The organism is Clostridium brassicae (assembly GCF_026738875.1).
GTDB classification, from domain to species: Bacteria; Bacillota; Clostridia; order Clostridiales; family Clostridiaceae; genus Clostridium_H; species Clostridium_H brassicae.
Genome location: NZ_JAPQFJ010000017.1, coordinates 1 through 22,045, shown reverse-complemented (window position 1 = coordinate 22,045; position 22,045 = coordinate 1). Strand labels below are relative to the sequence as shown.

The window sequence follows — 22,045 nt, the reverse complement described above, 5'->3', positions numbered from 1 at the left end:
AAATTATGTAATAATTATGTAGATTTCTAATAATTCTAATTCAGGTACGAATTTTCTTTATGCATAAAAAATAGAGCCTTCAATTTTTAACTTCCACAGTATTTAAATATTCCTCACTCTTTTCTTCTCTAATGGCCTTTTCAAATTATTCTTTAGAACAATTCTTCGTTTCAAGAATCAATTTTACACCTGGCTTTGCTTCTATGACATACCACACCTCACACCTCCGCTTTTCCATATTTATTTTCATACTTCTTAATTAATTTTTTAGCTATGTTTTAACCTAATGTTGACTGTATGATATCCTTAATGTAGTCATAAGCAAAGGCACATTTTTTCTCTATAATAGGGAAAAATGTGCCTCTTAATTATTCTCAATTTTATAAATTATATTTATTATTAACTATAAATTTATAATTAGTATGCAATTAATATAGAATATTTTGAATCAAAAAATAGAAAAAGACTCCCTTTTAATAATAGCTAAGTAATTAAATCAAACATAAAAAGGGTGTCTTTACTATTCTTTTGTTAATAGTGAATAATGAAACTTGCATTTCGCTATACAGTTTGTAACTTATTCAAATTCCTCATTTAATAAGGCTATACAAAACTATATTTATTTATATAAATACTCTCTTGTTATAGGTATTTCATTATTTAGTCCTTTTGTAAATAAGAATTGATGTAAATCTACTACTCCATAGTGGAATGAAGCAGCGCAAGAATTTAGATATAATCTCCACATCCTAATGAAATTATCATCAAATCCCATTTTTCTAACTTTATCCAAGCAATTTTCAAAGTTTTTAGCCCAACATTCTAGGGTTTTACAATAATGTAGACGTAAGCTTTCTAAATCTACTAAATGTAAATCATTTTCTGCCATATTATAAACCAACTCCCTTATAGATGGTATATATCCACCAGGGAATATGTATCTTTTAATCCATTCATTAGCTTCTCCTTCTACTTGAGCTGTTATACAATGGAGTAAAGAAATTCCATTTTCTTCTAATAATTCACTTACATTGTTCATATAAATAGGTATATTTTTTCGACCAACATGTTCTATCATACCTACACTGACAATTCTATGAAATTTTTCTCCTGTTTTTAATAATTCTCTATAATCCATCAATCTAACTTCCACTTGATTTTCAAGATTATTTTCTTTTATTCGTTCATTTACTTTATTAAATTGTTCATTACTTAAAGTTATTCCAAGCGCTTTAACTCCATATTTTTTCGCAGCATCTATTATAAGCTCTCCCCATCCACAACCTATATCTAATAACCTTTGTCCTGGATGTAAATTTAACTTTTTTAAAATATAAGCAACTTTATTTAGTTGAGCTTCATATAGTGAGTCCTCAGGTGACTTAAAATAAGAGCAAGAATAGCTCATAGTTTCATCTAGCCATAATTTATAAAAATCATTTCCTAAATCATAATGATATTGTATATCCTCTTTACTATTTTTTATAGAGTGTGGAGTGATTCTATATAATTTTGCAAATATAGAGGCTTTGTGTAGAAAACTATCTTTATTTCTATATATAGACTCTATAATTTGTTGAATATTACCTTCAAAATCTATAGCATTATTCATATATGCTTCACCAAAAGTTAAAAATGGATCTCTTAAAATATCACTTTTAGATAAACGTTCATTTATTAGTATCTTAAATTTCGTATCGCCTTCACCAAACTTTTCAGTAGTTCCATCCCAGAATTGTACTTCAAAGGTGTCTGAGAATATGCTTTTTAAAAATTTTTTCAAAAATAATTTTTCCATTATTACATCTCCTTAAGTACTTTTATAGAAGAGTTAACCTCTGTATTTACCTAAGAAATTTGCATAATTTCCAAACCTTATATCTCCATTGAAATTTAGTTTTTAATTATGTAATTTCCTAAACTATATATTTATAGTAAATATTATAAAACAAATGGTCAATTTCCATTTTAGGTATAATAAAGGAGTTTTTTAAAGTAAACAGAAGAAAACTCTAAGTTAAATCCTACTCATATCAACTTTACTAACAGTTTACAACTTTGTAACAACTAATAGAAAACTATGAGACACTACTCCTTTACACTTGTATATAGAAAAGGAGTGAACAACATGAAAAAAACATTAAGTATTTTGTTAATGAGTATAGCCTTAGTTGCTATAGTAAATAGTAGTAAATTACATAATTGAAGAAATTGCATAAAGTTATGTACTTGTATAATTATGCAATTTTATCAATTAAAAACTATACATCAAAACTCCACTTATATAAATTAAGACATTCCTATAACCATTCCAACAAAATAAGGAATCAACCAAATAAACCATACCGTTATACTAAATTTATGAAATGTAGCTTTTTTAGTTTCATCATTCCGATATAATACCTTTGTTGCCCATAGTGCATGAAATAACATTAATATTATGGCTAATGACCCTGTTATTCCATGTATGGCAAGTTCAGTGATAGATTTTTGTATACCGCCTAAATCTGCAATTCTACCCATAGTTAATGTACCAGTAGTGTCAAAAACTAGCCCTGCCCAAAATGTGATTACATGCCATTTTTTTAATGTATTTGATTTTCTTTCAGACCACACACCTACAGTATAAAATACTAGAGCTAAAGTTATTGTAATAATTGCAAAAATTAATTTTCCATCCATTTTTAATTTCATCCTTTGATTTTATTTTTTATTTTTAATAAGTTATTTTTTAATTCCATTATTTCTTCATCTGTAAAATTACTAAATATTTTATCAAAGCTTTTGTTGATTTCTTCTCTAAATTCCTTTGCAAATTTTAATCCTTTATCTGAAAATGTAACATAAGTATTCCTTTTGTCATTTTCATTTTTAATTTTTTTCACATATCCAGCACTTTCTAATCTTGTCACTATACCAGATACAGTTCCCTTGGCTAAAAACATTTCATCACATAATTGAGATATATTAACCTGTCCATTATGTGCAATTAATTTAATAACCATAATTTGCTGATGAGTAAACCCACTATCTTTTAAATTATCACTAACTATTCCCATTGTGCTTGCATATATTTCTTTTATAAGCATTGCTATTTCAAATGAATCGTATTTCATATCAAATTTCCTCCAATTTTAATTTCTGTACTTTAATTTAATATTTTCAAATTTTAATGAACTTATTAAGAAAAACAGTCCTGCAAATCCCTCCCCAAACTACTCCTCCTACTAATAGTAAAGTTCTCTTTTTTACTTTAAATATGAGATTTTTTTTATTATTCATAATCTCATCTCCCATCATTATATGTAAAATAGTTTGCACGCAAACAAAATAGTTTCTATGCGAACTATTTTATTCTAATCAATGAAAATTGTCAACAAACAATATTTGGAATTCAAATTTATAAAATAGGTATACAAAAAAGTCTCCAACCCTTTACAAGTTAGAGACTTTTAAAATCAATTAACTATTTGTTTTTTTAATTAATAACTCTTCTATTCTCTTCTTATCTGTTGCATTTTGTATCTTTTCTTTAAACTCATCATCCATTAGACTCACAGCTAATGTTTGGAGAATCTTAAGATGTTCATTTCCCTCTCCTTCTGGGACAGCTATTAAAAATACTATATTTACAGGCTCATCGTCTAAGCTTTTCCAATCTATTCCTTTAGAGCTTTTCCCTACAACAACTGTTGGTTCTTTGACCCATGTTGATTTTGCATGTGGTATTGCTACACCATCTCCTATTCCAGTTGTTGACATTGATTCTCTTGCTTTAACATCTTCCACATATTTATCTAAGTCTATTAGTCTTTCACTAATTAAATTGGATAAATGTTTTATCGTTTCAAATTTTTCAGTTGTTTCTAAATCTAAATCCATGTACTTTACATCAAATAGTTTACTCATTTTTATGTCTCCTTTAAATATGCACTAATTAAGCCATTTTATTCTTCTTCATTTTTATTCCTTTTAAAGCATTAACCATTAAAGCTGTTATTATTGATCCTACTACTATTGCCACCAAAAACATTATTATGCTATCAATCCCTCCCATTAAAGCAACTATTGGTCCTCCATGAGGTACTCTATCTGCAACTTTTCCTAATACAGCTATATTAGCCCCAACTACTGAACCTACTATTAGTGAAGGTATAACTCTTATAGGATCCATTGATGCAAAAGGAATTGCCCCTTCTGTTATTCCACAAAGCCCCATTGCAAATGCTGCCTTACCAGCATCAGCTTCATCTTCACTGTAATACTTTTTACCTATAAATGTTGCAATACCCATTCCTATTGGTGGAATTGCTACTGCTGCTGCTATTGGACCCATTATTTCTGGATTACCTGCAGTTATCATTGAAACTCCAAATAAAAATGCTGTTTTATTTACTGGACCACCCATATCAAATGCAATCATAGCACCTAATATAGTAGCTAACACTATTGAACTTGCTCCTGATAACCCAGCTAAGAATTTAGTTAATCCTTCAAATATTGCGGTTATTGGTCCTCCTAAAATTAATATAAATGCTAATCCTGTTACTAGGGTTGATATTATTGGTATTATAATTATTGGCATTATTGGTTTAATTATATTTGGAACTTTAATTGATTTTAATGCTTTAGCCACATATCCTGCTAAAAAACCTGTTATTATACCACCTAAAAATCCGGCATTTGCTTCTGATCCATAGAAAGAACCATTTACTGCTATATATCCTCCAATTAATCCTGGCGCTAAACCTGGTCTATCAGCTATTGAGTAAGCAATAAATCCAGAAAGCACTGGTACCATAAATGTAAATCCCGCTCCACCAATCATTTCTACCTTCTTCCATATTGAATCATCTGGTATTACAAGCCCCGATTTAGTCGGTTGCCCTCCAAATGCTAATGCTATTGCTATCAATAATCCTGCAACAACTACAACTGGAATCATATATGAAACGCCACCCATTAAGTGTTTATAAAAACCAGGTTGCTTAGCTTTTAATTCCGTTTTAGCTTCATCAACACTCTTCATAGTTTTTACTTTTTTCTTTTCTACTTTTCCATCTAAGAACATTTGGATTAAAGTATTTGGTTCTTTTATAGCTTTAGCTATTGGACACTCTATCATTGCCATTCCTGCAAATCTTTCTAAACTAACTGCTTTATCTGCTGCAATAATTATACCATCTGCTTCTTTAATATCCTCCTCTGTTATTACATTTTCTGCACCAGTTGATCCTTGAGTTTCAACTTTGATTTCTACTCCCATTTTTTCTGCCATCTTATTTAGTTTTTCTGCTGCTATATAAGTATGAGCAATGCCAACTGGACATGATGTTACTGCTAATAATTTCATATTCTCATCTCCCCCACCTATAAAATTAATTTTTCTATATGCTTTATTTGCTATCTTTATTATACGTTTACTGTAAACGCATTCACAGGCAGACTTTTTCCTATTATAGTGGCAATATAGTGCCTTATTCTTTTATCAAAACTTATCAATTACCTTTTTTAAATCTTCAAAAGTACGAGCTTTTATCATTTCTTGTACTATCTCTATATTTATAATATTTTTATATAACTTCTCCAAATATAATTTCCAATTATTATTATAACTATTTGCCATACCTATAAGTAAAACCAATTGCACTTTATCTTTATCCCAATCTATTGGCTTTTTTAGTATTGATACTGATATAAAAGATTCCTTAATATCTTTATGCATTGTATGTGGTATAGCTACTAAATTTCCTATTTCAGTGCCAGCTAATTTTTCACGTTTAAATACCTCTTTCTTTACAATTTCAGTAATATAATTACTTTTAATTAACTTATCTGTCACAAAATTTAGCAGACTATCACGATCACTAACTTCAACATCTATAAAAAATAAATTTTTATTAAATTTTGTAATAAATCCATTTTTATTTAAATTATTATTGTATAATTTATCTTCCATCATTTTTATTTCCTCATCATCTAATAATCTTTTAATGTGAATTACTTTATCACACTTATTTTCTAAAGGAATAGTAGATATTATTAAATCTACTTTGTTTAATATATTGTCATTAAATTCGTACCATGGAATAGTATCTACTATGTTTAATCTATCCTTAAAATGTGTCTTTAATTTAACTTTAAGTAGCAATGAAGTTCCAACTCCCGTAGTACAAACTATTATGGCATTCTTAACAGTAGTCTTATTTTTATACTTTACTCTCTCAAGAGCTGCTGCAAAATGTAGTGCTATAAACCCAATATCATCTTCTGTTAAGTCAAAACCCTCTTTCCGCTTAATAATACTATTTGCCAATACGGCAAGTTCTAAAGCCAATGGGTAGTTGTTTTTTATCAAACTCAGCATTGAATTTTCTATTTTAATCCCATATTTAGCTCTATTAATAGATGCCTTAAGATGTGGGCCTAAAAAATTTATAAGCATACTATCTTTAGTAAAATCTATACTGAATATATTATTAATAGAAGCTAGTATATCTATTAAAATTTCATCTTGTTTTTCTAAAGAATTTATTCCACTTTCGTTATCAATTCCAATAGAACTACTGGCTATAATATGCTTAGTAAGATATAAAACCTCATTTTCTAATATCTTGATTCCAACTATTTTTTCTATATCTTCACAAATACTTTGTGCCATCTTAAACTTAGGTTCATTTTTCAACTTTTCTATTGTGGCTTTATCATAATTAATGGTTTTATTCTTATAATTTCTTACCAATATTATCTTTATATACGATACTATATCTCTATAAGCTATATCGGAAAATCTAAATTTAAACTTTGATATATTGTCTTTTAGTATGCTATTTACAAATAGCTTATTTTTATCACCTAAACTTTCCTTAAATAATAAATTCAAATTTTCTTTTAGCTCATTATTAGAAAAAATATATCTATTTATACAACATCTTATACTTTCTTCATCACCACTGATTTTTATTCCCTTATTACCTATCTTTTCAATATCTAAAGTAAAATTTATTAATATGCTTTTAGCTAACTTTATATCATTTTTTATTGATGATATACTTACATATAACTCATCTGCTAATTCTATCTGAGTAATTCCTTCTATACCTTTTAATTCATTTATTAATAGCCGTATTATTACAGATTCAGCCCTACCTTCTATATCATTATCGTTGTCATTTCTATCAATAGTTTGTAAAAAGTTATTAAACCGCTCTTCTTCAAAAACTTCTATACTATATCCTCTTGATTTTTTCGAAGAAATTATTGCTCCTTGATTTTCTAATATATCATTTAACTCTTTTATGTCACTTCTAATAGTCCTAGATGAAACTCCCAATTTAGTACACAATTCTTTTCCTGTAACTACCCTATTGGTATCTATAAATATATCTAGAATTTTTTGTAATCTAAAATTACTTATCATATTAAAATCACCTTTGCACCATTCTATTTAATTATTAAATTTCTTTAATTATTTTATAGATTTAGTTTGGATATGTTTTAATAATTTCAAGTTTGCCCTCTATAAAATATTTTCCTAAAGTAGCTGGGATCAAATAACTATCACCTTTTTTTATTTTCTCTTCTAAATTATTTAATATAATTTTGCCATTTCCTTCAACACAAGTTATAATAAAAAACTTTTTCACATCACTATTATCTTTTAATTTTTTTCTTATACTATACTTTTCCATTCCAAAATACCCATTCTCACATAATATTACTCTAGAAAATCCATCAAATTCTTCCACTTGATTTTTTGAAATTTTTTTTGCTTCAAGATCAAAATTTATTACATCTAATGATTTTTCAATATGAACATCTCTTCCTCGTCCATAATCATATACTCTATAAGTAACATCTGAATTTTGTTGTATTTCTGCAATTATTAACCCTTCTCCTATAGCATGTACTAATCCACTATTTATAAAAAAGTAATCTCCTTTTTTAACTTCAACAACATTTAAATATTTATCACTTTTTTCTTCCTTAATAGCCTTTGCAAATTGTTGTTTAGAACAGTTCTTTGTTCCAAGAACTAGTTTCGCACCTGGTTTTGCTTCTATTACATACCATGCCTCTGTTTTCCCATATTCATTTTCATATTTTTTAGCATACTCATCATTGGGATGAACCTGAACAGATAAATCTTCTCTGGCATTTATTAGTTTAACTAGTAAAGGGAATTTTTCTATACTTACTTCTGTACCAACTAAAGAGTGACCATATTCTTTAATAACCTTATCAAAACGTTTTCCTTTTAAGGCTCCATTAGCTACAACACTAATTCCATTTTTATGACATGCTACATCCCAGCTTTCTCCTATATATCCATCTGGTAAATTATCTCTAAAGTTTTCAAAGCCTCTTCCTCCCCAAATTTTATAATAATATAAATTTTCAAATTTAATTGGATACATTTCTTTTCCCCCACAATATATATTAATTTTTTAGCTATACTTTAACTTAATGTTGACTTTATGATATCTTTAGTGTAAACATAATCAAAGGCACATTTTTTCCTCTATAACAGGAAAAAATGTGCCTTTGATTTATTTTTAATTTTATAAATTATATGGATAATTAAACATAAAAATTAGTATTATATCCTAAGAATTTAGAAAAATGTATAATTTTTATCTATATTCCAAAGAACTATTATATATTAATACTTGGCAATTACATAATTGATTTAATTTTTCTATGTGCATAACGACTCGTGAGTATTTTTGCATGCAAAATACCAAAATAGTTTGTATCATCAGTATATTTTGCTACTCCTGTAACTTTGTCAAGAGCTTCTTTTCTTGGTATACTTACACCAATTGTATTTATATTGCTCAAGTACAATTGCACCCTTTCTATAAAAGTTTATCCTACTATGTTAATTTAAATAATTATAAAATTAAATTATTTTGCCTATTTTATTGTATTTTATCCAAGCATTTCACAATATATACATAACAATTCACATATTAAACCAAAACCATTTTTATGATTATTTAATTATAATATAATCTCTACAATGTAACTTGGATACATCTACATTTCTCATATAAAATTATTTTACCTCTTCATATTTTAATCTCTTTTGTAAAAAATAAGTTAATAACATTCCTAATGCTATAGAATAGATTAAAATAAAATATGGGTAAATTAAAGGATGTCCAAATATATTAATTGTACTGAATACCTCATATATTTTTGTAGCACTAAGAATTTGTGTAATACTTAGACTTATCAAAGGTTTTTCCCACCAAACATCAATCATGCTAACAAACTTTTCTAATAACATTGGAAATACAAATATAAATCCAGAAATAAAGAAAGTCATCATAGAAGATTTGGTAATGTTAGATATCAATAGTATCAATATTACAAATAATATAGCTCCAAGTATGCTTGTAAAAAATAAAGCAAGGTTAAACTGTGCTATAGTAAAATTATAAGGGGAACAACTAAAATTAAATAAACATTGCATAGGTGCATTAAATCCTTCTATTCCATATAGTTTAGTTATTAAAATAGTACTTATAAAATTACATATAAAAGCTACAAATATAGCATATATAATAGCTGCCAATATCTTTGCTGTAACACACTTGCTTCTACCTTTTTTACTAGATAAAATTATTGTAGATACTCTAGTTTTGTATTCCTCTGAAAAAATGGGAGAAACCCCTAGTAAGAGCATTATAACTATGATCTTCAAATTTGAATTATTCGTAAAGGTGACTATATATTCCCAACTATCCACATAAAAAAATTTAGGATCTGAAAGTTTTTTATACATATTATTAGCAACGTTCTTATTTTTATATTCATAAGTATTTTCTTTCCCTGCTTTTTTAAGTTCTTTTAAATTATTATCTAATTCATCTAATTTATATCCTTTAAAATCATGTAATCTATTATCCAGCTTTTCATTATAAAAAAGTGGGTCAGCCTTTCTTAAAACATCAGATATAGCTACAAATCTTGGCCTTTTTTGTTCGTTATAACTATGCCATATAGTTTCATATACCTCTGTAATTTGTTTATCTTTATTTTTGCCTTTATTAATTTTAAGAAGATCAGATATCTTTTCTTCTTTTTTCTTGGTTATTTTTCCTTCAAAAGGTTTTGTATAATCGTATAGTATATTTGTTTTATTACCTTGGTGAAATATCATAGCTACAGTATATCCATGAGCTAGAAAAAGCATTAAAGCTAGTATTAAAAATAAATACTTTCTAGAAAATATTTTATATAACTCCTGTTTCAATAACTCCATCTATAATCCTCCTATTATGTAATTTGTAAAGCTAATTTTTTATAATTAATACAATCTCTGTTTTATCCTATATCCATCCATTCTAATCTCATATCTTCTTTAAAATACCCATAGAAAATATCTAAAGAGTAAAACTCCTAGGAATTCTTATAATAACTTCATATGATTTTAAAATTTAATTTGATATTATTAATAATATCTACTCTATTTTTTCATTAAAATAATGCATATACATATCTTCAAAATTAGCTTCAACATCTATAGCATTTTCTTCTGGCTTATGATTAGTTAATATCCTAAGCTGGACTTTGTCTCCTTTTCTCATAATATTTACTACTTGATACCTCTCTTCATACTTAACTATATCTTTTTCCTCCACTTCTACTTTCCAAACTTTCCCTTGCATTTCTTTTAGAAGTATATCTCCTGTTGAAGCTTTAATAAGTTGTCCATCTTTTATTAAAATAACCTGTTTTGCAATATACTCTATATCCCCAACAATATGGGTAGACAAAATAATAATTCTATCTTTGGATATGTCTGAAATTAAATTTCTGAAACGTATTCTTTCTTTAGGATCTAAACCTGATGTAGGCTCGTCTAATATTAAAATTTGAGGGTTATTTAATAATGCTTGAGCTATACCTAATCTTTGTTTCATACCACCAGAAAATTTACCTATTTTTTTATTTTTATGATCTATAAGCCCAACAACTTTTAAAAGCTCTTCTATTCTCTTTTTAGCTATTTTTTTATCAATATCTTTTAAGGCTGCCACATACTTTAAAAACCTTTCTGCTGTAAAATTCTTATAGTATCCCATATCCTGAGGTAAATATCCTAATAAGTCTCTATAATTTTCTCCTAAATCATTTTTGTCTATATTATCCACTAAAATTTTTCCACTAGTAGGGTTAAGTACATCAGAAATCATCCTCATTAATGTGGTTTTCCCTGCTCCATTGGGACCTAAAAGTCCATAAACACCTTCAGTCATCTCTATAGAAAAGTCTTTTACAGCTACCTTGTCTGAATATTTTTTAGTTAAATTATCTATTTTAAGTTTCATATAATTATCTCCTATTAAATTACTTCTTTATTAAAAGTCATAATTTACTTATAAAAATCTTCTTCTAGTATCATAAAATAACTTACATAATACTTATCTTATTTTTCATATTCAAAATCTTTTGCTTCTGTTTTCATATACTTCTTTAGAACCCTATAGTATAAGTACATTCCAACAAGTGCCATAGCAATATAAACCCCTATATTCAAATACATAATTTTTTCTATAAAGTCTTCATTTTTAGACAAAATAGATACTAATAAAATCCAAAAACTTATACCCCCTAATGATACATAATGTCCTCTAAATTTTTTTGCTATAACAAATGCTATAAGATTTATCCAAACAAAAGGAACCATCCAAAAGATATTAATTTTTAATAATTGTACATCTATTCCACTTTGAAAAAACAATATACTCATAGCAGTATTTAAAATAATGTTGAAAATTCCTATTATTATAATTCTACTAAGTATTATTTGTTTACCTGAAATTTTAAAGCTTAATTCTAGCTCTAGCATATTATTTTCTTTTCCTTTAAAAATTTCTATAAATCCCAATAACAAAGGAATGGGACTTATTAGCATAATAATTTTATAAGGATTAGTATTCATATTTATAGCCAATTTAAAGGTTGTTAAAAATATTAAGATACTTATAAGCCAATATAATTTATTTATATAAGTTATTTGTATTTGCCCTCTCAATAATAGTTTTTCAAACCACTGTATTAAACTTTTCTTTTTAGGAACATAAACACTTAAATTTTCTATACATTTATCTATTTGATTCTGAGTAGGATACTCAATACTATAGCTATTAAATTTACATATAAGTTCTTCAATTTCTTCATCTGAAATATCTAAAAACTCCTTATCCTCAAATAGTTTTCTTGCTTTTTTCACTATTATCCCCCCTTTGTAGTAATGTTTTAAGCTTTCCTATGGCAAGCCTCAATCTAGACTTTACAGTAGATTCATTTATTTTTGCTATACTAGCTATATCCTTTATTTTTAAATCATTATAGTATCTTAATATAATTACTTCTCTTTGTTCTTCTGGTAATTGCATCATAGCATTTTTAATTTCTTGTCTTTCTTCAACCTTTTCTAGATAATTTATAACATTTTCCTCTTCATAAGCTTGTTCTAAACAGCTATCATCAACAGCACTATGTTTAACATAAGCGCTTTTCCAATAATCTTTACAAACATTTAAAGCAATTCTTAAAAGCCAAGGTTGAAAATTTCCCTTATAACTTTTAAAACTTCTTAGGTTTTTCATAACTTTTATAAAACTCTCTTGAGTCAAGTCCAGTGCAGTATGGTATGTTCCTATGTTTCTATATACAAACGCATACACTAATTTGTAATTTCTATTTATAAGTACTTCCATAGCCGATTGGTTTCCCTTAAGAATTTCATTAATTAATTCTTCATCACTTAGTACCAAGTTTATCCCCCCTTCATCCTTAATACGATATAGCTTTATAAAAAGTTCAATTTTTATAGTTTTAAATAAATATGGTAAGTTTTATAAAATATATGTATAGATTGAATTTATTGAACCGGTCTCCCTGGTACAAAAAGCCTTACTATTTTTTCTAAAACCATTCCAGGACTAATTATTTCCACCCCATTAATTAAAAGTATACTGACAATTAAATTTATAGCAATTATAGAAAAGTAAACTACTCTAGCTTTTTGTGGATAATTTGGATTTAGTAAATCATTAAAATCAGCCAACACTATGATTATTAATAGAAAAATCACTCCAAATATTTTGATACCAACATTATCAGACATTCTTTAATACAACTCCTCTTATTTCTTTAAATGTTTTGACTTAAATTTTTTTTCTTAATCAATGAAATAATCATAATAATAAATGGAATGATTACTTGAAAAGGTATAGCAAAATAAACATATACTTCTGATACACTATTAAAAAATTGAAAAATATCGTGATAATTCCACATACATAAAATAAGCAACAATATAGCCATAGGAAACACAAATGGTCTATGGTCATTCAAATTTAACAATTGAGCAATTCCCTTCGTTGAAGCATAAAGATAAGTTGATGATTCTGCACTACTTCCAATTATTAAATTAATAGCAATAAGAGGTGAAATATTCATAGGATCAGGTATTAATTCCGATGATGTCTGCCCAGGAAAAGTTAAGTTTTCTAATAAACTTGGTCCTAAAACCATTATGTCACGCAATATAGTAATAAATATAATACTTCCTCCTATCATCATAGCTGAAAAGGCAGCTTTCTTTATATTTTCATTATTATTAACATTATCATAAATCATCATAAAAATTACCAATTCTCCAAAAGGAAATGCAACTGAGGATATACTACTCCTAAAAATGGGGTACCATCCATTCTCTAACATAGGAAAAATGTTCGTCAACTGTATATGGGGTATTAATAATAAAGACACCATTATAACAAAAAAAATAAATACATAAACAAGGATTCCATATACTCTAGCTATACTTTCCGGTCCTTTTTTAACTGCAAAAGAAACTAAAAAAACTAATGATGCCATAATAAACAGAATGGGAGTATCCGGATAATTTATTATATATATATATTCACCAAACTCTCTTACTACTAAAGAATTAGCATACATAAAGTAAATAATATAACAGATCCCTAACATAATTCCTAAACATTTACCAAAACAATCTTTTAAAATCTCAATAATAGTTTTAGATGGATTTAATTTAATTATTGTCATATACATTAGCATTATAAAAATTCCTAAAATCCAACCAATACCAAATCCTATCCAACTATCTTGCCCTGCCCCATAGCCTACAGCAGGATTTATAATAGACATATCTCCAAAAGTAAAAGTTAACATCCATAAAAATAGTTGAAAAGCAGATATTTTTTCAAATTTCTTCATATATCTTCTCCAATCAAAAATATATTTACTTATGAACTATATATCTAAATCTTTATTGTCATATATGCTTCTTTATAAATCCCATCTCCTTATTTTTATATTGTACTTTTATATCTACAGGCAAATCACAAAATACTTGATCCCAATTATTTTTAACTTCTCTCCAATAGGTTAAATCTTTGCTATGAATAACTTTACTAAAACCAAAAATATCAATATGTAAGTTTTCTTGAGCATTCTTTATTGAGTTATCAACTATTTTTTTTATTTCTTCTGCAGTTTCTAATTCTAAAGCCTTAATTTTATTAGCTGAAGTTAAATCTCCCTTTCCATGTTGTTCCACCATTTTCCCCTCTGCACTTACTTCTACACAAAGGATAGGTTTAGTATTATTAAATAATACACTTTTTTTAGTCACACATTTGGTAATTTCTATTGTTACCTTTTTATCAGAATTTAGTGGATTTAAGACATTTATAATTGGGTTTTTAAATTTATTATCTATAATGGAAAAACCATAACTCTCACTTGGACTTAACCACCCAGCTAGTTTATCCTTGTTAAAAACTGCCGCTCCCATAAAATCTAAATTTTCCGTTGTCAACTTTTCATTTACTTCTAAAATTTTCACCATACCAATTACAGAATTATTTTCTTCAGCAACATTTAGTATTAAATCATGTATAGTTGTTTTTCTTATGGATGCCAATTTAGAAGTATTTTTTACTATTTGAATAATTTCTAAGGCAGAAGCATCTTCTTCTGCTGGCTCTATATTAAGTAATTTTTTAGGGTTTATTCCTTTTGAAATAAGTACAATTTCTCTTTTATCTATTTCATGAACTCTCTGAAAAAAATCTAAAATATCCCCTATACCATCTTGTGCAAGTTTTTCTCCAATGATCATCACCTGAATATTTGAATAATTTAATTGTTTGTTCACCTTTGTTAATAAGTTTCTGTTTGCTTCAAATGCAGTTTTTCCTCGAGCAGACAGTGAACGCCATGTTTTATGCTTACTTCCTTGTTTCCCTTTTTCATCTAAAGTTGGCTCAATTAACTGTATAGTAATTTCTATTTCGTCATTGTTTACTTTCTCAAGACTAACTCCTACAACTATCCCCATTTCTCTTAAATCCTTATTATTCCAGCAACCTGAAAGAACAAAAAACATTAAACAAATTATAAATAATTTAATTTTTTTGCATCGCATAACATATCCCTCATTCTTCTTTCTTAGGGAAATTATTTTTTGTTCTGTATTTTACATTATTCATCTTTCCCCAGGTTAAAGACCTTGGTCTAGTAATCATAGCCCATAATGGTAAACGGACCACTGTATCTTTTAATTCCGTTCCACTAAATGATGAAAATGGAGATAAATAAGGAACATCAAAAGATCTTATTGAGCTTAAATGAATTAAAATCATAATATTCACAACCATAATTCCTAATAATCCCGTGAAATTAGATACAATCAATAATATTAATCGTATGATTGGAATAGCTCCCAGTAAAGAACCTGACATAAAGCCTCCAATAGCTGTAATAGCAGTAACAATAACCATAGGCGTACTGACCAGGCCTGCTTGCACTGCAGATTGACCAAGCACCAAAGCTCCAACAAGACTAACTGTTGACCCTGCTGGTCTAGGCATCCGTATTCCTGATTCTCGTAATATCTCAAATGTCAGTAACATTAAAAATGATTCAGTAAATGCGGAATAGGGGACTTTCTGTCTTGAGGAAATTATTGTTAATAATAGTTTAAAGGGTATAACTTCTTGATGAAAAGAAATTAAAGCAAGATACATAGCAGGTAAGTTTATAGAAATAAACAAACCAATAATCCTAATTATTCTATAAAAAGTAGCAACAATTGGCTTAATGTAATAGTCTTCTGAAGTCTGAATTGATTCAATCAATAAATACGGAACAGTTAAAACAAATGGACTACCATCACAAAGGATGGCTACCCTTCCTTCTAAGATCTTTCCACAAATAACATCCGGCTTTTCATATGCTCCAACAGTTGGAAATACACTAAAAGGAGCATCCTCAATAAACTCTTCTAAATAACCAGATTCTAATATCGCATCAGTATCAATATTCTTTAATCTTTTTCGTAAAGTTTCTATTATCTGTTCATTAGTAATCCCTTTAATATAACATATTGTGATTGTTGTATTTGTCTGTTGTCCTAAAGTTATATCCTCGAATTTCAAATTAGGATTTCTAATTATTCTACGTATCATAACTTTATTAGTACTCAAAAGTTCCGTAAAACCTTCCCTTGGGCCACGAATAACAGGATCTGTTAAAGGTTCAGAAATATCTCTAGATTTTACTTCTATCAAATTTATACTTAATGCAACTGTGGTACCATCTACATATAAGATAACATTACCTTCTAGAATCTTATTTATAATTTGTTTAAAATCCTTTATCTCTTCAATCTGACTGCAAGTTAAAACATTTTTTTTTAGAATATTTATATTACTATCCTTTGATGTGAATTCTTGTTGAAAATATGAATCTACTTTTTCATTCATTAGAGGCTTTAAGATATTTTCATCAAGTAGCTCTATATTAACCATTCCATCAATATATATAACTAAAATAGTTGTATTAAATTTATTACACAAAGTAATTTCTCTCGTAATAAAATCATTAGTATCTGAAAATACTTGATTCAATTTTTCTTTAATCTGTATCATAGATTCTGGAATAGGTTCAATTTGGTTAACAGCTTTAATTCTTGAAGAATTATTTAAGGAATTATGCATTTTATTTAAATTCTTATATTTCATTTTTGTAAGTAGCCTTTTTAGCATACCTTCCTCCTCCCGTGCATTCTATGTTATATAAAATTTTCAAATTGAAATATGTTTTTATTAATAAATTTTCTATTGTCTATTGTAGGAATAATTCCATTAATATAGCTTTTGTTCTTAATATGTAATTAATGTTTATTTTTCTCAAGAAAAAATAATTTATTCTCATTATATAAATTCCTCTTTAGATTAAAAAAATCTCTAAAGATGAACATTATCATCCATAGAGATTTATTCTTTAATTCGATTTTAATGGATTCAAACAAAACTAATTTTACAATAATTAATTTAGTTGTTATTTGAATAAAAATACTCTAACTTAGTATATTTGAAAACTTTCTTTATAAACTAATTCTATTCAGTACCTTCTATTTCTAATTTTAACCTATTAAAATATTCTTCCATAAACTTTAGCCTTTCATTTCCCATTTCTCTTGCTTTTTGTGTATATAGTTTATGAGGAATTTTTTTTAATTTTACTTCATATTCAATAAAAGGTGTATGTTTAGAAACATCTTTTAATCTACCATTTTCTACAGTGTTATTATTTAAATAGTCATCAAGTGACTCATCTACTGTTAATCTTTGTCCAAATTGTCCTGCTAACATAAAAGAGCGAGCAATTCCAGTCGCACCAATAATATCAAGCTTATCTGAATCAAAAAGTATTTTTGCTTCTATTGTATTAGGCTCGTTTCCAGTTCTAAACCTATGTGCTACAATGCAATGCTTTATCTTTTGGATTTTTTCTTCTTCATATTCTAATTTTCTTAATATATCCTCAGCAATTTTACTTCCTAAAACAGCATGGTCAATTTCTCCTGTTTTATCCTCGCTCTCTTCTACTCTTGCTATATCGTGTAATAATGCTGCTGGAATCAAAATCTCTAAATCAACATCTTTCTCATATTTTGAAAGTAACAGGCAAAGATTATAAACTCTAAATACATGATCTAGATTATGAGCTGAACAAGTTAATTTGTCTTTAACAATTTGTATTATTTTTCTATGTTTTGTATCCATATCCATTAGTATCCTCCTTATTTATTAAAATAATTTATAACTTATAGTATCAAACACATGTTCTTATGTCAATCTATCCTTACTTTATATTTCATACTCATTAATACTCTAGTTGACTATATTCTTTATTTAAAATCCATAATGATAACTATTTACTTCTAAACATTAAAGGATCAACTCATGGATTTTATCCATGAATTGATCCTAAATTCGTATTATTAACTGCTTGAGGAAGTTGCATAATTAAAAACTAGCATTGGGAAGCCAAATTTCTCTACTTCATTGACTCTATAATGCTATCAGCAAGAGAATCCATTAAGTCTCCATCTTCTTCTTTCATACTGGAGCTTACTGACATCTCATTATCTAAAACAGTCATTTCTTTCATATCACTTAAAAGTTCACGCATCAATTTACCAGATTGAGGAGCCCATGAACCATTTTCTATAAGGGCAAAAGTACGTTTTTGAAGATTCAATGCCTTCATATCTGTTATATAGTTTAGCATTGGTGGATAAATCTTCAAGTTGTAAGTTACAGAAGCAAGAACCACATGACTATATTTAAACGTCTCAGAAATCAAATAGGAAACATGAGTTTTTGAAACATCATACATAACTACATTACTCATTCCCTTTTTCACTAATCTCGTTGCTAAATCGTTGGCAGCTGCCTCTGTATTTCCATACATTGTTCCATAAACAATCATTACACCTTTTTCTTCAGGTTCATAACGACTCCACTTGTCATATTTATCTAAAAAGTACCCCAAATCATTACGCCATACTGGTCCATGTAGGGGACAAATAGTCTTAATGTCTATACTACTTGCCTTCTTTAAAAGAGATTGAACATGAGGACCATACTTACCTACAATGTTTGTATAATATCTTCTTGCTTCATCAATCCAATCTCGGTCAAAGTTAACTTCATCATTAAATAGCTTACCATCTAAAGCACCAAAAGATCCGAAAGCATCAGCTGAAAATAGCACACCATTAGTAGTATCGTATGTTACCATAGCTTCTGGCCAATGTACCATTGGAGCAGACACAAATACAACTTTATGTTTTCCAAAAGACATAGTGTCGCCTTCTTTAACTTCTATAACTTTTCCATCTACACCAAAACCAAATTGATTCATAAACATGAAAGCTTTTTCAGTACATATAATCTTTACATCCGGATAACGAAGAATAATCTCTTCAATGCATGCTGCATGATCTGGCTCCATATGGTTAATTACCATATAATCTAAAGTTCTGTTACCTAAAACTGTTTTAATATTCTCAAGGAACTGACGGCAAATTGACCAGTCCACAGTATCAAAGAGTACTGTCTTCTTATCTAAAAGTAGATAAGAGTTATAAGAAACCCCTTTTTCGATAGGATGAATATTTTCAAATAGGGCAAGGCGACGATCATTGCCACCAACCCAATAAAGATCCTCAGTTATATTTCTAACACAATACATACATTTAATCCCCCTTTACATTAAAAACATATTATTATATTCACTTATTTATAAACATCATACTTCTATAAACACATCTTTTTCTTCACCGCAAGCAGGACAAGTCCACTCTTCAGGTAGATTTTCAAAAAGTGTACCTGGAGCTACTTCACCTTCTGGATCACCTACACCAGGATCGTATTCGTAACCACATCCATTACATACATGATATTTCCAAGTTGGAGCAACTTTTTCCGGAACTGCTCTCTTCATCTTCTTCATTGGTGGAGCTTCCTTCTTTGGTTCTCCATTATCTAAAGCAGCAGTGAGTAATGGTAATATTTCCATTATATCTCCTACAATACCATAGTCTGCATTCTTGAAAATTTTAGCATTAGCATTAATATTTATAGCAACAATTGTAGAAGCATCCTTTATACCTTTCAAGTGCTGAGCTGCTCCTGAAATACCGCAAGCAATATAAAGATTTCCTTTGAATTTCTGACCTGACATACCAACATAACGATTTAATGGTACATATTTAAGAGTTTCAGCTACCGGACGAGAAGAACCTATAGCTGCACCAGCTTGAACTGCTAATTCTTCTATAAGCTTCATATTTTCTTTTTCCCCTATACCTAGACCGGCACTAACTACTCTTTCAGCTTTATTAATAGGTGTATCTAAAGGAATACCAACTGTAAAATCATAGCCATCTGCCTTAAGCGCTTCTACAAGAGCATTAACTCTTTCTTCAGCAGTTCCTGTTTTGAAAATTACTTTCTTACGATATCCTGTAGCAGGTTGATTTTGAGAAATTTTATTTGAGCCCTCATTCTTAGGCATCTTACCTATGATGCTAGAAGCGATAACTAAACGCTGAATCTCATTAGTTCCTTCATATATTGTACAAATCTTAGCATCTCTATAAGCACGCTCAACTTCCATACCTTTCATGTATCCACTTCCGCCAAATATTTGAAGAGCATCATTTACAATTTCAAGACAAACATCAGAAGCATATTGTTTTGCCATAGCAGCTTCCATACTATAATGCTCATGATTTTCTTTTAGTTCTGCTGCACTATAAATAAGTAATCTAGCTGCTCTAAGTTTTGTTGCCATGTCTGCTAATTTAAAAGCAATAGTCTGTTGATGACAAATTGGTTTACCGAACTGAATTCTTTCTTTTGAATACTCTAGAGCATTTTCATAAGCTCCCTGAGCGATACCAAGAGCTTGAGATGCTATACCAATACGGCCACCATCTAGAGTAGACATAGCAATCTTGAAACCGTCTCCCTCTTTTCCTAGTAAATTTTCTTTAGGAACTTTCACGTCGTTGAAAACTAATTCTCCAGTTGCAGAAGAACGGATACCCATCTTGTCGTAATGTTTTCCAAAAGTAAATCCTTCCCAATCCTTCTCCACAATAAAAGCACTAATACCACGAGTACCTATGTTAGGAGTAGTAACTGCAAAAATAATATAAATATCAGCTTCTCCTGCATTAGTAATAAAAATCTTTTCACCATTTAAAATGTAGTAATCTCCCTCTAAGACAGCAGTAGTTTCTGTACCACCAGCATCACTACCAGCATTTTCTTCAGTAAGACCAAATGCTCCAAGTTTATCTCCCTTTGCTAATGGAATTAAGTATTTTTTCTTCTGCTCCTCTGTTCCATAGGCAGCAATTGGATATGCACCCAGAGATGTATGAGCAGAAAGAATTACTCCTGTACCTCCATCTACTCTTGATAATTCCTCAACAGCAATTGCATAACTGATTACATCTAGCCCTGCTCCACCATATTTTTTGGGATATGGAATTCCCATCATACCCATATCAGCTAACTTATTAACTGCTTCTGAAGGGAATTTATTTTCCTGATCCAACATAAATGCAATAGGTTTAACTTCCTCCTCAGCAAACTCTCTAATTTTTTTCCTCAAATTTTCATGTTGTTCTTTAGTCTTAAAAAACATAAATACACCTCCCCTTTAATTAACACGGTTTAATAAATTGTAGCTAGTAAACTTCCTTAGTTTAGGCATGTCATCAAAAGCTTCTACCTTTGAAAGGCACCTAAATCAATAGGTTTTACTGTATAAATTATATTTCTGAAATATTTTTTAAAGTATACCTGAACCGTATAGTTTTATTGTATACTAAAAAAGTATACTTTTCAACCCTTATTTTAACTTTTTTTGTAATGACTACCCAAAAGAGAAAATAGCTTGTCTTAGGGCTATAATTTTTTTATATTTGATTTCCTTTTCATATTCAACGTTTGATTATAAAATCCTTAATACTTAACGTTTTCAAGTTTAATAAGAGAAATTAATAAATAAATATCCACCAGCTTAGCTGGTGGTTTTTCTTAAGCCCTATAAGGGCACTTTACCAGCATTATGCCTTAAGGCACGTATAAAAATCTCGCCAGCCGCAATTTAACTATTACCTGCCACCCTT

At 28.5% G+C, this 22,045-nt stretch carries 19 protein-coding genes; all 19 read right to left on the bottom strand.

Features of this window, described 5'->3' with window-relative positions; all coding sequences use genetic code 11:
• Window positions 1-619 precede the first annotated feature (619 nt).
• Window positions 620-1,798: an SAM-dependent methyltransferase gene (locus tag OW729_RS14760; protein WP_268062317.1), complete on the bottom strand. Its 1,179-nt coding sequence runs from the start codon at window positions 1,796-1,798 to the stop codon at window positions 620-622.
• Window positions 1,799-2,289: 491 nt separating this feature from the next.
• The gene (locus tag OW729_RS14755; RefSeq protein WP_268062316.1) at window positions 2,290-2,682 is read right to left on the bottom strand and encodes an HsmA family protein; all 393 of its coding nucleotides are present in this window, start codon (window positions 2,680-2,682) and stop codon (window positions 2,290-2,292) included.
• Window positions 2,683-2,690: 8 nt separating this feature from the next.
• Window positions 2,691-3,116, bottom strand: coding sequence for a MarR family winged helix-turn-helix transcriptional regulator (locus OW729_RS14750; protein WP_268062315.1), 426 nt, complete (start codon window positions 3,114-3,116; stop codon window positions 2,691-2,693).
• Between the two features lie 346 nt (window positions 3,117-3,462).
• Window positions 3,463-3,909 (bottom strand): PTS sugar transporter subunit IIA, encoded by a 447-nt coding sequence (locus tag OW729_RS14745; protein WP_268062314.1) that lies wholly within the window; start codon window positions 3,907-3,909, stop codon window positions 3,463-3,465.
• A 28-nt stretch (window positions 3,910-3,937) separates the two neighbouring features.
• Complete coding sequence (locus OW729_RS14740; protein ID WP_268062313.1) at window positions 3,938-5,353, bottom strand: PTS fructose transporter subunit IIC; 1,416 nt, start codon at window positions 5,351-5,353, stop codon at window positions 3,938-3,940.
• A gap of 135 nt (window positions 5,354-5,488) precedes the next feature.
• Window positions 5,489-7,420, bottom strand: a complete 1,932-nt coding sequence (locus OW729_RS14735) for a BglG family transcription antiterminator (protein WP_268062312.1) — start codon at window positions 7,418-7,420, stop codon at window positions 5,489-5,491.
• 61 nt (window positions 7,421-7,481) lie between these two features.
• Entirely contained in the window at window positions 7,482-8,417 is a 936-nt protein-coding gene (locus OW729_RS14730; protein WP_268062311.1) for a type I phosphomannose isomerase catalytic subunit, read from the bottom strand.
• 259 nt (window positions 8,418-8,676) lie between these two features.
• Window positions 8,677-8,841 carry a hypothetical protein gene (locus OW729_RS14725; protein WP_268062376.1) on the bottom strand — a complete coding sequence of 55 codons (165 nt, stop codon included), beginning with the start codon at window positions 8,839-8,841 and terminating at the stop codon, window positions 8,677-8,679.
• Window positions 8,842-9,058: 217 nt separating this feature from the next.
• On the bottom strand, window positions 9,059-10,270 hold the full coding sequence (locus tag OW729_RS14720) for an ABC transporter permease (RefSeq protein WP_268062310.1): 1,212 nt from the start codon (window positions 10,268-10,270) through the stop codon (window positions 9,059-9,061).
• Between the two features lie 199 nt (window positions 10,271-10,469).
• Entirely contained in the window at window positions 10,470-11,339 is an 870-nt protein-coding gene (locus OW729_RS14715; RefSeq protein ID WP_268062309.1) for an ABC transporter ATP-binding protein, read from the bottom strand.
• Between the two features lie 98 nt (window positions 11,340-11,437).
• On the bottom strand, window positions 11,438-12,244 hold the full coding sequence (locus tag OW729_RS14710; RefSeq protein ID WP_268062308.1) for a hypothetical protein: 807 nt from the start codon (window positions 12,242-12,244) through the stop codon (window positions 11,438-11,440).
• Window positions 12,219-12,791 carry an RNA polymerase sigma factor gene (locus OW729_RS14705; RefSeq protein ID WP_268062307.1) on the bottom strand — a complete coding sequence of 191 codons (573 nt, stop codon included), beginning with the start codon at window positions 12,789-12,791 and terminating at the stop codon, window positions 12,219-12,221. The genes OW729_RS14710 and OW729_RS14705 overlap by 26 nt, the downstream gene beginning before the upstream one ends.
• A 107-nt stretch (window positions 12,792-12,898) precedes the next feature.
• Window positions 12,899-13,144 (bottom strand): hypothetical protein, encoded by a 246-nt coding sequence (locus OW729_RS14700; protein ID WP_268062306.1) that lies wholly within the window; start codon window positions 13,142-13,144, stop codon window positions 12,899-12,901.
• Window positions 13,145-13,170: 26 nt separating this feature from the next.
• Window positions 13,171-14,262, bottom strand: coding sequence for a GerAB/ArcD/ProY family transporter (locus OW729_RS14695; RefSeq protein WP_268062305.1), 1,092 nt, complete (start codon window positions 14,260-14,262; stop codon window positions 13,171-13,173).
• A gap of 58 nt (window positions 14,263-14,320) precedes the next feature.
• Window positions 14,321-15,475, bottom strand: coding sequence for a Ger(x)C family spore germination protein (locus OW729_RS14690; protein ID WP_268062304.1), 1,155 nt, complete (start codon window positions 15,473-15,475; stop codon window positions 14,321-14,323).
• Window positions 15,476-15,485: 10 nt separating this feature from the next.
• Window positions 15,486-17,096 (bottom strand): spore germination protein, encoded by a 1,611-nt coding sequence (locus tag OW729_RS14685; protein WP_268062303.1) that lies wholly within the window; start codon window positions 17,094-17,096, stop codon window positions 15,486-15,488.
• A gap of 354 nt (window positions 17,097-17,450) precedes the next feature.
• The gene (locus OW729_RS14680) at window positions 17,451-18,119 is read right to left on the bottom strand and encodes an HD domain-containing protein (protein ID WP_407647689.1); all 669 of its coding nucleotides are present in this window, start codon (window positions 18,117-18,119) and stop codon (window positions 17,451-17,453) included.
• A 274-nt stretch (window positions 18,120-18,393) separates the two neighbouring features.
• The gene (locus OW729_RS14675) at window positions 18,394-19,593 is read right to left on the bottom strand and encodes an FprA family A-type flavoprotein (RefSeq protein WP_268062301.1); all 1,200 of its coding nucleotides are present in this window, start codon (window positions 19,591-19,593) and stop codon (window positions 18,394-18,396) included.
• 57 nt (window positions 19,594-19,650) lie between these two features.
• Window positions 19,651-21,558 carry an acyl-CoA dehydrogenase family protein gene (locus tag OW729_RS14670; protein ID WP_268062300.1) on the bottom strand — a complete coding sequence of 636 codons (1,908 nt, stop codon included), beginning with the start codon at window positions 21,556-21,558 and terminating at the stop codon, window positions 19,651-19,653.
• Between the last annotated feature and the right edge of the window lie 487 nt (window positions 21,559-22,045).